Origin of the sequence: Polaribacter marinaquae (assembly GCF_038019025.1) — a bacterium.
GTDB lineage: Bacteria > Bacteroidota > Bacteroidia > Flavobacteriales > Flavobacteriaceae > Polaribacter > Polaribacter marinaquae.
In genome coordinates this window covers 1,649,283-1,664,755 of record NZ_CP150496.1, presented here as the reverse complement: position 1 = coordinate 1,664,755, position 15,473 = coordinate 1,649,283, and the positions used below count along the sequence as shown (strand labels likewise).

Below are 15,473 nucleotides of genomic sequence, written 5' to 3'. Positions count from 1 at the left end.
AAAATTGATGTAAGAAAAATTCCCCCAAGAATTACCTTATGTAATGTGTTAACAAGTTTAAAAAATTTTAAAGATGTTAAAACAAGCAAAAAGAATAATTTTTATTTTTTATCTTTTTTATGGTGCTATTTTAAGTGCCCAAACTTCAACTGCAACGTACAGTTCAGGAGATATTCCAACAGGTTTTGAGAATTCTAGTCAATGTGCTCCGTTGTCAGAGTTGCAAGTTATTGTACCGCCAGGATCTATTGTTACGAGTGTAGATGTTGTTTATCAAATGACGGCACGTGTTCAAGGTTGGATGTCAGACCAAAGATCTAGATTAATTTATGTTGAAGGTGCTGTAAGTGAGAACAATTATACTGCAGGTATAGGAGATAGTCCAGGAACATTATCTTACGCTCGATCGGGTTTAACAATCGCAAATGGCGTAAGTGTTTCAGGGGTTTTGACTTTTCAAATGGATGTTTTAAGAGTAATTTGGGAAGGTACAGGAGCTGGCTGTAGTGTTAATGAAAATAAGGTTGATAATAATAGTTGGATAATTACTGTGAATTATACTGCTCCGCCTCCTGTAGCAGAAGGATATTTAGGTCCCGGCGGTGTAGGTAGTATTGATGGTACTTCGAGTCTTGTGCTATGGACAAACCCAGATGATATTTCTGAAAATGACAATGCTCCTTTTGCTTCTTGGTCAGATTTATCGGGTTATAATTCAACTTTAACTCAAGAAGATGTTACTTTTCAGCCTATAATTAAGAAAAATATTGTTAACGGCTATGATGCGGTTAGGTTCGAAGAATCTAATAGACGTTTGAGAAAAACTAACTTCACAAACTTTCCAACAACAGCAATTTCTGGCTTCTATGTGAATAAAACTGAAAATGCAAATGAAGGAGGTGACGGAGTGTTATCTTATGCGTCATCATCTGCTCTTAATAACGATTTTCTATTATTTAATAGCAATAATTTGTCTATGTATGTTACTAATCAGGCAAGGGGTTCTGGCTTAAATGTAAGCACTGCAAACTGGAATGTTATTGGTTATAGATGGCATACATCTGGAACGGCAAATACATCTCTTAACGGAACTGATAGAAATATTAATTTTCCTGGTGGTAGAATTATAACTCCTGGCGGTTCTTTAGCTTTGGCTGGTGAACAAGATAGTGAAGATGATGGAGCAGGAGGAAATGATGGTGATTATGTAGCTTCACAAGCGCATCAAGGAGACTTTGCAGAGGTAATTATGTATAATAAATATATTAATGAAGCAGAGAGAATTATTGTTAGTAATTATTTATCTGCAAAATATAATATTACCTTAAATTCAAATAATTTTTACGATGAAGATGATTCAGCTGCTGGTAATTTTGATTATGATGTTGCGGGTATTGGTCAAGCAACAGATGGTTCTAATCATGTAGATTCTCAAGGAACAGGAATTGTTAGAATTTATAACCCAAGTAGTCTTGCAAATGATGAATTTTTATTTTGGGGTAGAGATAATAAAGAGGATATCGTTTTTGAAACAAATGAAGATAATTATCAACAAAGAACTTCTACTAAATGGCGAGTTAGTAAAAGAAATGATGTTGGTGACGTTAGTTTTATATTAGATTTATCATCCGTAGATATTTCTAGTAAAGAAGATTGTGCTGTACTTAAATTAGTTATAGATAATGACAGTGATTTATTATCGCCTACATCTACTTATGATTTAGCAGATATTGGTGGTGGTTTATATCAAGCTAATAATGTGGTTTTTTCTAATAATGATTATTTTGCTGTAGAATACCAAGATTTAATAGTTGTTGATGATACGCAATACTATAATGGTTCTGCCATTACAAATGTGCCAGATTTAACAGATGGCTGTTTTAAATTGTTGGTAAAAAGTACTTCTAATGGTTCGCTAACGTTAACCGAGGATGCTGTTGTTAGAGAGATTGAGATTGAAAACGGAGGAATTTTATCTGTTAATTCTGGCGTGTTACTAAAAGTTAAAAATGGTATTTTAAATAACGGTGAACTAAGATTAGTTGGTAATTCTCAATTAGTACAAACTCATACAACTGGTAATAATTTAAACTCAGGGACAGGTAAACTTTTCGTAGATCAAACTGCAACTAGCTCATCTGTATATCAATCTGGTTATTGGTCTTCGCCAGTAAGAAATTCTGGTACAACACCAGGCACTCCTTTTTCAATAAACGATGTTTTAAAAGACGGAACAAATGTAGCTACATCTCCAACTTCAACTGTTGGTGAAGCTGCTGACATTAATTTTACTCCTAATTTTGATGGAGATTCGTCATCAGAGCCTATAAGTATTAGTTCTAGGTGGTTGGCTAAGTTTGTAAATGCTAGTGATTGGACAAGATTTGTAGATCCAACAGATCCTATTTTTCTTCCAGGAGAAGGATGGAATATGAAAAGTGTTGGTGCTACATTTACTTTTTCTGGTATACCAAACGATGGAGATTATTCTTTTACATTAGATCAAAATAAATTTAATTTAATAGGTAACCCGTATCCTTCTGCACTAGATGCAGAAGCATTTATAAATGATAATTCATCAGAATTTAATGGTGTAATTTATATTTATAACGGTTCTTCTGATAATACTCATGTTAGAGGAGATTATTCTGGAACTTATAATACTATTGTTAGTGGGGTAACAGTCGGTGGAGGAAGATATTTACCGATTGGGCAGGGATTTTTTGTGACAAAAGAAACACCAGGTTCTGGTACTTTAGTTTTTAAAAATTCACAAAGAACCTTAAATGATTTATCTGATACTGGTGTAATAGTTGCTAAAACATCATCAAAACAAAAAAGTACTAGAGATTTTTCAACCATAAAGATTGATTTTAAATTTAATTTATCTGAAAGTGAAGTTAGAACCCGAACAGTAGCAACAGTGTTTAGAGGTTTAACAGATGAGTATGATATTGGTTTCGATGCAGTTATGTGGGGCTTGCAACCAACAGATTTGTATTTAAAAGTTAAGGGTTCTACTAGTCCTTATATTATTACTGGTACGTTTAATTTTGATGAATCTTTAGAAATACCGATGGTAGTTCAGTTAGATCAAGATCGAGAAGTTACTTTTTCTATAAGCGAAAAGATAAAAATTAACACACCTGTGTATTTAAATGATAGAGTTTTAAATAAATTCTATAATTTAGATGAAGCTCCAAAATCTCTAAATTTAGCATCGGGTACTTATGATGATAGGTTTTTTATCACTTTTACAGATAAAACATTAACTAATGAAGATTTTAAAGAGGATGAATTTTTATTAAGTATTCAAGGAGGTGATAATGGCGAGTTTTTAATTAAAAATACATCTAATTATCAGATAGAAACTGTAAAGTTGTTTAATATTTTGGGAGCTGAAGTTTTTAATCAGGATATAAATAGTAATAAAAGTGAGTTAAACTTTAAATTAAACAAACTGTCTAAAGCGGTATATATTTTAGTTATTAAGACAGAAAAGGGATTGTTCAATAAAAAGATTATTATTGATTAAATCCTTATTATATAGACTAAAAAAGCATCCTTAAAAAGGATGCTTTTTTTATCTTAATTAGTAAGATTTCTATTTATTTTGCTGCAGCATATCTACGCTCAACTTCATTCCAGTTAATTACATTAAAAAATGCATTAATATAATCTGGTCTTCTGTTTTGGTAGTTTAAGTAATATGCATGTTCCCAAACATCCAATCCTAAAATAGGAGTTCCTTCGCAGTTTACACCTGGCATTAATGGGTTGTCTTGGTTAGGTGTAGAACAAACTTCTACTTTACCACCTGGTAAAACACATAACCATGCCCAACCAGAACCAAACTGAGTAGCTGCTGCTTTAGAAAAAGCGTCGATAAATGCTTCTTTAGATCCGAAAGCGCTTTCAATAGCGTCTTTTAAATCTCCAGATAAATAACCTCTATCGTTTGGGTTCATTACTGTCCAAAATAAAGAGTGATTGTAAAATCCACCACCGTTATTTCTTACAGCGCCGTTACTCATATCTAAATTAGCAAGAATATCTTCGATAGATTTTCCTTCTAAATCAGTTCCTTCTATTGCTCCGTTTAATTTTGTTGTATATCCGTTGTGATGTTTTGTATGGTGAATTTCCATAGTTCTAGCATCTATATTAGGTTCTAAAGCATCGTATGCATATCCTAATTCTGGTAATTGAAAAGCCATTTTTTTAAGTTTTAAAGTTCGTATTATTTTAATACTGTAAATTTACTCAATATGATGCAGTTGAACAAAATATTAGCCTTTTGTTAACTTATAATAGTATAAATAAGATTTATTCGCCGTATTTCTGCATAAATTCCTCTAATTTGTTTACCATATTTTTACTTCCGCAAACAAAAGGTACTCTTTGGTGTAATTCTGTTGGTTCTACTTCCATGGTTCTAGTGTAACCGTCAGAAGCATAGCCATTTGCTTGTTCCGCTAAAAAAGCCATAGGATTACATTCGTAAAGTAAGCGTAGTTTTCCGTTCGGATTTCTAGAACCTTTTGGGTACATGTAAATACCTCCTTTTATCATATTTCTATGAAAATCTGAAACCAAAGAACCGATATATCTACTTGTGTAAGGTCTTTCTCCTTCTTCTTCTTGACAGTATTTTATATATTTTTTTACACCTTCTGGAAAATCGAAATAATTTCCTTCGTTAACAGAATAGATATTTCCATCTTCTGGAAACGTCATATTTGGGTGCGATAAATAAAATGTACCAATTGCTGGGTTCAAGGTAAAACCATTTACACCATCTCCGGTAGTATAAACTAGCATTGTAGATGTACCATAAACCACGTAACCAGCTGCAACTTGCTCAATACCTTTTTGTAAAAAATCTTCTAGTTGTACTGGGCTTCCTGTTGGTGTAACTCTTCTGTAAATAGAAAAAATTGTTCCTACAGAAACGTTTACATCAATATTAGAAGAGCCATCTAAAGGGTCTATTAATACAACATATTTATTTTGATTGTTCTCGTCGATACTATTTATAGAGATAAAACTGTCTTCTTCTTCACTGGCAATACCACAAACAATATTTCTTCTAGTTAGTGTTTGTATAAATTTATCATTTGCATAAACATCTAATTTTTGTTGGTCTTCACCTTGAATGTTTGTGTCTCCATGAGCACCAATAATATCTACCAAACCAGCTTTATTTACTTCGTGATTTACAACTTTTGCAGCTAATCTAATTGAGTTTAATAAACTAGATAGTTCGCCAGAACTGTATTTAAAAGCGTGCTGATTTTCAATAATAAATTCTCCTAAAGTCTGTTTTTTTGGTAACATGTTGTTGTGTATAGTTAATGTTACAAAGATGCTAAAATTTAGACAACTACACCGTTTTCGTACAGCTTTTTTTTGGTAAAAATCTTACTTGTTTTTTGCATATTAACTATTTATTATTTTAAAATTTAAACAAATCAAAAATAACTGTGCAAAATATTTAATTATTTTTAAGCGAAAACGAAAGGACTATCTTTGACAAAAAATTAGAAACATGGACTTTAAAATAAGATTAGGGCAAGAAGAAGACATGCAAGCTGTATTAGATTTAATTACAGAATTGGCTGTTTTTGAAAAAGAACCAGATGCTGTAGAGATAACTGTAGAAGATTTAATAAATGATGGTTTTTCTAAAGATCCTAAATTTAAGATTTATGTGGCAGAACAAGAAAATACTATTATCGGTATTGCGTTGTTTTACGAACGATATTCTACTTGGAAAGGAAGAACAATACATTTAGAAGATTTGATTGTAACTAAAAGCAAGCAAAAAATAGGCGCAGGTAAAGCACTTTATAAAGCAGTTTTAAAATATGCGTTTGATAATAATTTTAATAGAGTTGCTTGGGAAGTAATTGATTGGAACAAAAATGCCATCGATTTCTACAAAAGCACAGGTGCTACTTATTTAAATGATTGGTCTGTAGTACAAATGAACAAAGAAAATTTAGCAAAATTTATTCAAAATAATTAGAAATGAAGATTTTTAAATTTGGAGGAGCTTCTGTAAAAGATGCCGCAAGTGTAAAAAATATAACAAGTATTTTACAAAACGAAGGAACAGAAAATACATTAGTGGTAATTTCTGCAATGGGTAAGATTACAAATGCTTTTGAAGAGGTTATAGAAGCTTACTATAATAAAACAGATAAATTATCTGAAAACTTAGGGGTTATAGAAGATTTTCATAAAAATCTAATGTCTGATTTGTTTGATAAAGATGATGCTATTTTTAAAGAAATAGATATTTTATTAGGTGAGTTAAGTTGGTTTTTAGCCAGAAATACATCACAAAGGTATAATTATGTGTACGATCAAATTATTTGTTTCGGAGAGCTTTTATCAACAAAAATTGTAAGTGCTTATCTAACAAAAGTGGGTATTCAAAATAATTGGTTTGACGTTAGAAATTATATTAAAACGGACAGTAATTATAGAGATGCTAAAGTAGATTGGACTTTAACGCAACAAATTATTACAGAAAAAGTTGATGCTACCAAATTAAATATAACACAAGGTTTTATAGCGGCAAACGATACAGAAAATACTACAACTTTAGGTAGAGAAGGTTCTGATTATACTGCAGGAATTTTTGCTTATTGTTTAAATGCAGAAAATGTAACTATCTGGAAAGATGTACCAGGAGTTTTAAATGCAGACCCAAGAGTTTTTGAAGAAACAACTTTGTTAAAACAAATTTCTTATGAAGAAGCTATAGAAATGGCATTTTATGGTGCATCTGTAATTCATCCAAAAACATTACAGCCATTAGAAAGAAAAGAAATTCCGTTATTGGTACGTTCTTTTGTGAACCCTAAAGAAGCTGGAACCAGAATTTCTAAAGGATCTAATTTAGAACCATTAATACCATGTTTTATTGTTAAGAAAGATCAGATTTTAGTTTCTATTTCAGCATTAGATTTTTCTTTTATGGTAGAAAATAACATTAGTTATATATTTAAGAAATTACACGATTATCAATTAAAAGTTAATTTAATACAAAACTCTGCAATTAGTTTTTCTGTTTGTATTGATAATAAATTTAATGGCTTCGAGGCGTTTTACAATGAACTTAAAAACGAGTTTAAAATTGATGTTCAAAAAGGCGTAGATTTATTTACTGTGCGTCATTTTGATGATAAAGCCGTTGCAAGTATAGAAGAAAAAGGATCGTCTTTATTAACACAGGTAAACAAAGAGACTATACAGATTGTTTTGGCAACAAATTAATAAGACAATATCTGTTTTTTTAGTATGTTTGCAGTTCGCTTTAATTATAATTTATGGCATTAGTAACATCTAAAGAAATTGCGCAAGTAATTGGTTTACAAAAGTTTGGATTTTTAGGGACTTTTATTGGTTGGATTCTGTTAAGAATTCTTCGCATTTCTGCTATCAATAAAATCTACGATAACAACAAAAATAAATCTGATTTAGATTTTTTAAACGGAATTTTAGATGATTGTAATATAAAATTCGAAATTCCGGAAGAGGATTTAAAACGTATACCTAAAGATGGGCCGTTTATAACTGTTTCAAATCATCCTTTAGGTGGTATTGATGGTGTTTTACTATTAAAACTATTAATCGAAAAAAGAGCAGATTACAAAATTATCGCTAATTTTTTATTGCACCGAGTAGAGCCATTAAAGCCTTACGTAATGCCTGTTAATCCTTTTGAAACTAGAAAGGATGCAAAATCTAGCGTTGCCGGAATTAAAAGTGCTTTATTACATTTAAAAGAAGGAAAGCCATTGGGGATTTTTCCTGCAGGAGAAGTTTCTACATACAAAGACGGTAAGTTAAATGTAGATAAACCATGGGAAGAAGGTGCTGTTAGATTGATTAAAAAAGCAAACGTACCAGTTATTCCGATTTATTTTCATGCAAAAAATAGTAGATTATTTTACTTTCTTTCTAAAATATCTGATACGCTAAGAACAGCAAAATTACCTTCGGAAGTAATGAATCAAGGTGGTAGAGTTGTAAAAGTTAGAATAGGAAAACCAATTTCTGTAAAAGATCAAAACGAGTTTAAAGAAATACCTGCGTTTTATGAATTTATAAGGAAGAAAACCTACATGTTGGCGAATCCTTTTGAAAAAGCGCACAAGTTAATTTCTGCACAGAATATCAAAATTAAAAAGCCAGCAAAAAAAATAACAGCACAAAGAAGCACAGATCTTTTTGTAAAAGAAGTAAATGCTATTAGAGATAATGGCGGTAGATTATTAGAAAGTAAAAACTACGAAGTGTTTTTTGCAAGTGCAAAAGAAGTACCTAATTTATTACATGAAATTGGTAGATTACGCGAAATAACTTTTAGAGCTGTTGGTGAAGGAACAAATAAATCTATCGACTTAGATAAATATGACAGGTATTATCATCACTTAATTTTATGGGACAGAGAAGCGAATGTTTTGGTTGGAGCATATAGAATGGGTCTTGGTAAAGAAATTTATAAAAAGTACGGAATTAACGGTTTTTACGTTCAGACCTTATTTAGAGTAGAGCCAGAACTGCATCAAATGATGGAAAATACCATCGAAATGGGTAGAGCTTTTATTATTGGCGAATATCAGCAAAAACCAATGCCGTTATTTTTATTATGGAAAGGAATTGTACATGTTACCTTGCGTCATCCAGAGTATAAATATTTAATGGGCGGAGTTTCTATTAGCAATCAGTTTTCAGATTTTTCAAAATCGTTAATGATAGAGTTTATGAAATCTCATTATTACGATCCTTACATTGCACAATACATTTATCCGAAGAAAGAATACAAGGTTAAATTAAAAGATGGTGATAAAGATTTTGTTTTTGATGCAACAAAATCTGATATGCAAAAATTTGATAAAATTATAGACGAGATAGAGCCAGGTGCTTTAAGAATACCTGTTTTAATTAAAAAGTATGTTAAGCAAAATGCACGTTTGGTTGCTTTTAATGTAGATCCTAAGTTTAATAATGCTGTAGATGGTTTAATGTATATTAAGGTTTCTGATATTCCAGAAAGTACTGTAAAGCCTGTAATGGAAGAGTTTCAGGCAGAATTAGAAAGAAAAGCTACAGAGTTGCAAAAAAGTAAATAAGTATAAATTTTACTTTTTACTGACAAAAAAGCAGTCTTTTACATTTGGTATAGTTTTCGCTATTTTGATAATATAAAATCATTAGATGAAAACATTTTTAAAAATTTTACTAACCGCTTTAGCTGTAATAGTGCTAGCAAATATTTTACCAGGAGTAGAGGTTTCTGGTTACGTGTCTGCAATAATAGTAGCCGCAGTTATTGCGTTGTTAAATATGGTGGTTAGACCATTGTTAATTTTCTTTACTTTACCGGCCACACTTGTAACTTTTGGCTTGTTTATTTTTGTAATTAACGCCATAATAATTTTACTTGCAGATAAGTTAGTGTCTGGTTTTGCTGTTTCTGGGTTCTTTTCGGCCTTGTTATTCAGTATTTTACTATCCATTTTTAGATCGGCATTATTTTCTTTATTAAAAGACAACAATAAAAATTAATACATAATAAGTTATAGAGGTAATTTTAATTTTTTTCTACTGAAATAGAAGTACTTAAATACTTGTTAAGTAAAAAAAAATAATTAATTTTGCACTCGATTTTTTCAAGATAAAAGAACAAATAAATGAATATTACAAAAGAAAACATAGATGCGTTAAACGCAGTTGTAAAAGTTGATATTGTTGCAGAAGATTATCAAGCAAAAGTAGATAATATCTTATCAGATTACCGTAAAAAAGCAGATGTTCCTGGTTTTAGAAAAGGACACGTGCCAATGGGTATGATAAAAAAGCAATATGGTCAATCTATTATGGTAGATGAGGTTAACAAGCTTTTACAAGAATCTTTAAATAAATTCTTAACAGAAGAAAAGTTAGATATTTTAGGTAATCCTTTACCAAGAGTACAAGACGATTTCAACTGGGATGCAGAAACTTTTTCTTTTGAATTCGAATTAGGTTTAGCACCAGAATTTGATGTTGATTTAAAATCTAAGAAAAAGATTAATCAATACAACATTGTTGCAACAGAAGATTTGTTAGATGAAGAGGTAAAAAACATTCAGACTAGATACGGTAAAATGTCTACGTTAGAAGAAGCAACAGAGCACTCTAATGTAACTGGTACTTTTGTAAACGAAGAAAAAGGAATCGAAAAAAAGAGTACTTTCTTAGTAAACGATCTTAAAGGAAAGAAAAACGAAAAGAAAATTATAGGTGCTAAAGTTGGTGATGTAATCGAATTAGAAACTAAAAAATTATTCGAAGACAATAACAAGTTGCAACATATTTTAGGTGTTTCTGCAGATGAAATTAAAGATTTAGATATTAAAGTAACTTTAACTGTAGAAGAAATTACTAAAACAGAACCAGCAGATTTAGACAAAGAATTGTTTGATAAATTGTTTGCAGACGGTAGTGTTTCTTCTGTAACAGAATTAAGAGAAAAAATTAAAGAAGACGCAGAAAAGCAATTCTTACAACAATCAGATCAACATTTATTAAATTCTGTAATAGAGCACTTAATCGAAAATACTAAATTCGATTTACCAGCAGATTTCTTAAAGAAATGGTTAGCAACTGCAGGTGAAAAACCTTTAACAGAAGAAGAAGCTGCAGCAGAATACGAAAAATCAGAAAAAGGTTTACGTTATCAATTAATCGAAGGTAAGATTATGAAAGATAACGATATAAAATTAGACTATGCAGAATTGGTAGACTATGCAAAAGGATTTATCCGTACGCAAATGGCTCAATTTGGTAACATGAATCCAGAAGAAAAAGAATTGGATGAAATTGCTGGTAGAATTTTACAAAACCAAGAAGAAGCACAAAAATTACAAACACAATTAATTAGTCAGAAATTGTTAGCTTTTTATAAAGAAAACATGACTTTTAAGACAAAAGAACTTTCTTACGAAGAGTTTGTAAAAGAAGCATACAAATAATAGTTTATAACGCATTTGAATCTTACTATAAGATTTAAATTATAGCATAATTATATACAAAAAACCTGAATTATTTTATTCAGGTTTTTTTAGCAACTAACGCAAAGCAAAAGAGTAAGAAATAGTTCTTATATTTACAGTATTAAACTTAAAACAAAATCACGAAAATGGATTACGGAAAAGAGTTCGAAAAATACGCAACAAAACACCACGGAATAAGCAGTACAAATTATACAAAAATTACAAGTAGTTTAACTCCATATATCATGGAAGAACGCCAAATGAATATTACTCAAATGGATGTTTTTTCTCGTTTAATGATGGATAGAATTATCTTTTTAGGAACTGGTATTAATGATCAAGTTGCAAATATTATACAAGCACAATTATTATTTTTAGAAAGCGTAGACGCTAATAAAGATATTTCAATTTATATAAACTCACCAGGTGGAGGTGTTTATGCAGGTTTAGGTATTTATGATACAATGCAGTTTATAAAACCAGATGTTGCTACAATTTGTACAGGTATGGCAGCTTCTATGGGAGCCGTTTTAATGTGTGCAGGTCAAGAAGGTAAACGTTCTGCGTTACCTCATTCTAGAATTATGATTCACCAACCTTTAGGTGGTGCTCAAGGGCAAGCATCTGATATTGAGATTACTGCAAGAGAAATCTTAAAATTAAAAGACGAATTGTATGCAATTATTGCAAACCATTCTGGACAAACAATAGAAAAAGTTCACAACGATTCTGATAGAGATTATTGGATGAAAGCGGATGAAGCGAAAGCTTACGGAATGATTGATGAAGTTTTAGCAAGAAAAGTATAAAGAATTTCAGCTTATTTTTAAGCTGAATCAAAAGCTGATATAATGTCGAAAGAAGAAAACTTAGAGTGTTCGTTTTGCGGACGAAAAAAAGCAGAAACAGACTTGTTAATTGCAGGTATGGATGCGCACATTTGTGATAAATGTATAGAACAAGCTCATGGTATTGTAGAAGAAGAAATTACTGAAGCAAAATCTAGCGGACTTTCTAAAGATTTAACATTAAAAAAACCTTTAGAAATTAAACAGTTTTTAGATCAATATATAATTGGTCAAGATGAAACTAAACGTTCTATGTCTGTTGCGGTTTATAATCACTACAAAAGATTATTACAAACCAAAGATGATGAAGATGAGGTAGAAATAGAAAAATCTAATATTGTTTTAGTAGGAGAAACCGGTACAGGTAAAACATTGGTTGCAAAAACAATTGCCAAAATGTTAAATGTTCCGTTTTCTATAGTAGATGCAACAGTTTTAACGCAAGCGGGTTATGTTGGTGAAGATGTAGAAAGTATTTTAAGTAGACTATTGCAAGCAGCAGATTACGATGTAGATAAAGCCCAAAGAGGTATCGTTTTTATTGATGAAATAGATAAAATTGCCAGAAAAGGTGATAATCCATCAATTACAAGAGATGTTTCTGGGGAAGGAGTACAACAAGCATTACTTAAATTATTAGAAGGTACAGTTGTAAATGTAGCGCCAAAAGGAGGTAGAAAACATCCAGAACAAAAATTTATAGAAGTAAATACTAAAGAAATTTTATTTATTGCTGGTGGAGCTTTTTCTGGAATAGAAAGAATAATTAGCAAGCGTTTAAATATGCAAGCTGTTGGTTTTGGAGCTTCTTTAGATGAAGACAAGGTAGATGAAGAAAACTTATTACAATACATTATTCCTTCAGATTTAAAATCTTTTGGTTTAATACCAGAAATTATTGGTCGTTTACCGGTATTAAGTTATATGAATCCTTTAGATGCAAAAACGTTAAGAGCAATTTTAACTGAGCCAAAAAACTCTATCATTAAGCAATATTCTAAGCTTTTTACGATGGATGATGTATCTTTTACAATAGAAGAAGATGCTTTAAATTACATTGTAGAAAAGGCTGTAGAGTATAAATTAGGAGCTAGAGGATTACGTTCTTTATGTGAAGCTATCTTTACAGATGCAATGTTTGAGTTACCAAGTTCCGACGATAAAGAATTTAATGTTACAAAAGAGTACGCAGAAGCAAAATTGACAAATACAACATTAAAAAAGTTAAGAGCAGCTTCTTAAAAAATATTGTTTTATACTTAAGATCTCACAAGTTATTTTAAACTTGTGAGATCTCTTTTTTTATAAGAATAACTTCTTATTATATTTGTTACACTAATTAATTAAAAGAAATGATTTCTAGAAGTACCATAGACCGCGTTTTTGAATCTGCAAGAGTAGAAGAGGTTATTGGTGAGTTTGTTCAGCTAAAAAAATCAGGAAGTAATTTTAAAGGATTAAGTCCGTTTGTAGATGAAAAATCACCATCTTTTATGGTTTCTCCTGTAAAGCAAATCTGGAAAGATTTTTCTACCGGAAAAGGAGGAAATGCTATATCATTTTTAATGGAACATGAGCATTACTCGTATCCAGAAGCTATTAAATGGCTCGCAAAAAAATACAATATAGAAATTGAAGAAACTGAGCAAACATCAGAAGAAAAAGCTCAGATGAACGAAAGAGAAAGTATGTTTATGGTATCTAATTATGCCAAAGATTACTTTCATGACATCATGTTAAACACTAATAAAGGGAAAGCTATTGGGCTTTCTTATTTTAAAGAAAGAGGTTTTAGAGATGATACTATAAAAACTTTTGAACTTGGTTACTGTTTAGACGAGTGGGATGGTTTTACAAAAGCAGCTTTAAAAAAAGGATATGATCTTAAATATTTAGCTTCTACAGGTTTAACTATTGTTAAAGAAACAAAACAATTCGATAGATTTAAAGGTCGTGTTATGTTTCCTATACACTCTATGTCTGGTAGAATTTTAGGTTTTGGTGGTAGAATTTTAACTGCGGATAAAAAAGCGGCTAAATATTTAAATTCACCAGAAAGCGATATTTATCACAAGAGTAAAATTTTATATGGCCTTTATCAAGCAAAAAAAGAAATTGCAAAGCAAGATAATTGTTACTTGGTAGAAGGTTATACAGATGTAATATCATTTCATCAATCTGGTGTCGAAAATGTAGTTGCGTCTTCTGGTACAGCGTTAACACCAGATCAAATAAGACTTGTAAATAGACTTACAAAAAATATTACCGTTCTTTTTGATGGTGATGCGGCAGGAATTAGAGCTTCTATAAGAGGTATAGATTTAATTCTAGAACAAGGTATGAATGTAAAAGTTGTACAGTTTCCAGATGGAGAAGATCCAGATAGTTTTGCAAAATCGCATTCAACAACAGAGTTAAAAACCTATTTAGAAGAATCGTCTAAAGATTTTATAGAGTTTAAAGTTTCTTTGCTGTTAAAAGAATCTAATAACGATCCTGTAAAAAAGGCGGGTGTAATTAGAGATATTGTAACAAGTATTTCTAAAATTCCAGATGGTATTCAACGCGAAGTTTACGTGCAGGAATGTGCTCGAATTATGGATATTTCTGAACGAGTGCTTTTTAGTGAATTAGCGCAATTATTAAAAAAAGGAATTCAAGACAGAAATAAGATAAATAGAAAACAAAACAATTCTCAGCAAGATCCCAACGAACCACCAGCAGAATATTTTGCAAATAAAGAAAAGGCTCCTATGGGCTTGGTTAAAGGTAAAACTGCTGCAGAAAAGATAGATCAACTTTCTATTTTAGAAAAAGAAATTATTAGAATCTTACTTTTATTTGGAAATGAAGAAGCTGAATTCTTAGAAGAAATTGAGAATGAGGATGAAGAGGGTAGAATAACTGTAACACAAAGAAAATATAATAATAATGTTTCTGCAGAAATATATTTGCATCTACAAGAAGACGAAACAGAGTTTACAAATGTTATTTTTCAAGAAATTTATACAGAAGTTATTTATCAATTAAATCAGTATGAAAAACTAGAAATAGATGCTTTGGTGAACCATAAAAACTCAGACATTTCTTCTACTGTTACCTCTATTATTATGGATGAGGAAAAGCACCAATTAAGTGATTGGGAAGGTCAAAATATAGAGGTTAAAGGTGCTTTAGATATTTTACCGAAATTAGTAAGTGATGCTGTTTTTAATTTAAGACGCGTTTTAATTGGGAAGAAAATAGAAGACTTAATAAAAGAAGGAAGTCAAGATGCCGCTATAGATTTAGAGACAATAAAAAGCTATACGGGTCTAAAAATAAGGTTGTTCGAAAAGTTAAATAGAGTTGTTTAAAGTTATTAAATTGTAAAATTGGGTGTTTTCCCCTACTAAGGTATCATTTTTCAGAATAGAATTTTTGTATATTGCACGTGCTAAAGAAAAATAATTTATTATGAAAAGAGTATTACAACTATTAAAAATTGTTCAACTTTTTATTCTTCTTCCATTCGAAATCTCTAAAGGTTCTAAAAGACGAGCGTATATGAGAATTAAAAAAATGATGATTGCGG

Annotated in this window: 11 protein-coding genes; 9 read left to right on the top strand and 2 right to left on the bottom strand. The window is 30.7% G+C overall.

Translation table 11 applies throughout. From position 1 onward, the window contains the following. Nucleotides 1-73 precede the first annotated feature (73 nt). A complete protein-coding gene (locus WG950_RS07575; RefSeq protein ID WP_340931397.1) occupies nucleotides 74-3,535 on the top strand; it encodes a T9SS type A sorting domain-containing protein in 3,462 nt (1,153 codons plus the stop codon). A 73-nt stretch (nucleotides 3,536-3,608) separates the two neighbouring features. On the opposite strand, the gene WG950_RS07570 is transcribed toward WG950_RS07575, so the two are convergent. Next, nucleotides 3,609-4,217, bottom strand: a complete 609-nt coding sequence (locus WG950_RS07570; protein WP_079738039.1) for a superoxide dismutase — start codon at nucleotides 4,215-4,217, stop codon at nucleotides 3,609-3,611. 109 nt (nucleotides 4,218-4,326) lie between these two features. Then, nucleotides 4,327-5,337, bottom strand: coding sequence for a class 1 fructose-bisphosphatase (gene fbp / locus WG950_RS07565; protein WP_340931395.1), 1,011 nt, complete (start codon nucleotides 5,335-5,337; stop codon nucleotides 4,327-4,329). Between the two features lie 211 nt (nucleotides 5,338-5,548). Between fbp and WG950_RS07560 the strand changes: the two genes are divergently transcribed. The 8 genes from WG950_RS07560 to dnaG all read left to right on the top strand — a co-directional run bounded on the left by WG950_RS07560 (nucleotide 5,549) and on the right by dnaG (nucleotide 15,255). After that, nucleotides 5,549-6,028 (top strand): GNAT family N-acetyltransferase, encoded by a 480-nt coding sequence (locus tag WG950_RS07560; protein WP_077810986.1) that lies wholly within the window; start codon nucleotides 5,549-5,551, stop codon nucleotides 6,026-6,028. A 2-nt stretch (nucleotides 6,029-6,030) separates the two neighbouring features. Further along, on the top strand, nucleotides 6,031-7,284 hold the full coding sequence (locus WG950_RS07555; protein WP_340931391.1) for an aspartate kinase: 1,254 nt from the start codon (nucleotides 6,031-6,033) through the stop codon (nucleotides 7,282-7,284). Nucleotides 7,285-7,337: 53 nt separating this feature from the next. After that, nucleotides 7,338-9,146: a lysophospholipid acyltransferase family protein gene (locus WG950_RS07550; RefSeq protein ID WP_340931389.1), complete on the top strand. Its 1,809-nt coding sequence runs from the start codon at nucleotides 7,338-7,340 to the stop codon at nucleotides 9,144-9,146. A gap of 85 nt (nucleotides 9,147-9,231) precedes the next feature. After that, nucleotides 9,232-9,582, top strand: a complete 351-nt coding sequence (locus tag WG950_RS07545; protein ID WP_079738043.1) for a phage holin family protein — start codon at nucleotides 9,232-9,234, stop codon at nucleotides 9,580-9,582. Nucleotides 9,583-9,707: 125 nt separating this feature from the next. Then, a complete protein-coding gene (gene tig / locus WG950_RS07540; RefSeq protein ID WP_340931386.1) occupies nucleotides 9,708-11,030 on the top strand; it encodes a trigger factor in 1,323 nt (440 codons plus the stop codon). Between the two features lie 167 nt (nucleotides 11,031-11,197). After that, nucleotides 11,198-11,860 carry an ATP-dependent Clp endopeptidase proteolytic subunit ClpP gene (clpP, locus tag WG950_RS07535; protein ID WP_077810991.1) on the top strand — a complete coding sequence of 221 codons (663 nt, stop codon included), beginning with the start codon at nucleotides 11,198-11,200 and terminating at the stop codon, nucleotides 11,858-11,860. 42 nt (nucleotides 11,861-11,902) lie between these two features. Next, the gene (gene clpX, locus WG950_RS07530; RefSeq protein ID WP_079738045.1) at nucleotides 11,903-13,141 is read left to right on the top strand and encodes an ATP-dependent Clp protease ATP-binding subunit ClpX; all 1,239 of its coding nucleotides are present in this window, start codon (nucleotides 11,903-11,905) and stop codon (nucleotides 13,139-13,141) included. 110 nt (nucleotides 13,142-13,251) lie between these two features. Next, nucleotides 13,252-15,255, top strand: coding sequence for a DNA primase (dnaG, locus tag WG950_RS07525; RefSeq protein ID WP_340931382.1), 2,004 nt, complete (start codon nucleotides 13,252-13,254; stop codon nucleotides 15,253-15,255). Nucleotides 15,256-15,473: the final 218 nt, after the last annotated feature.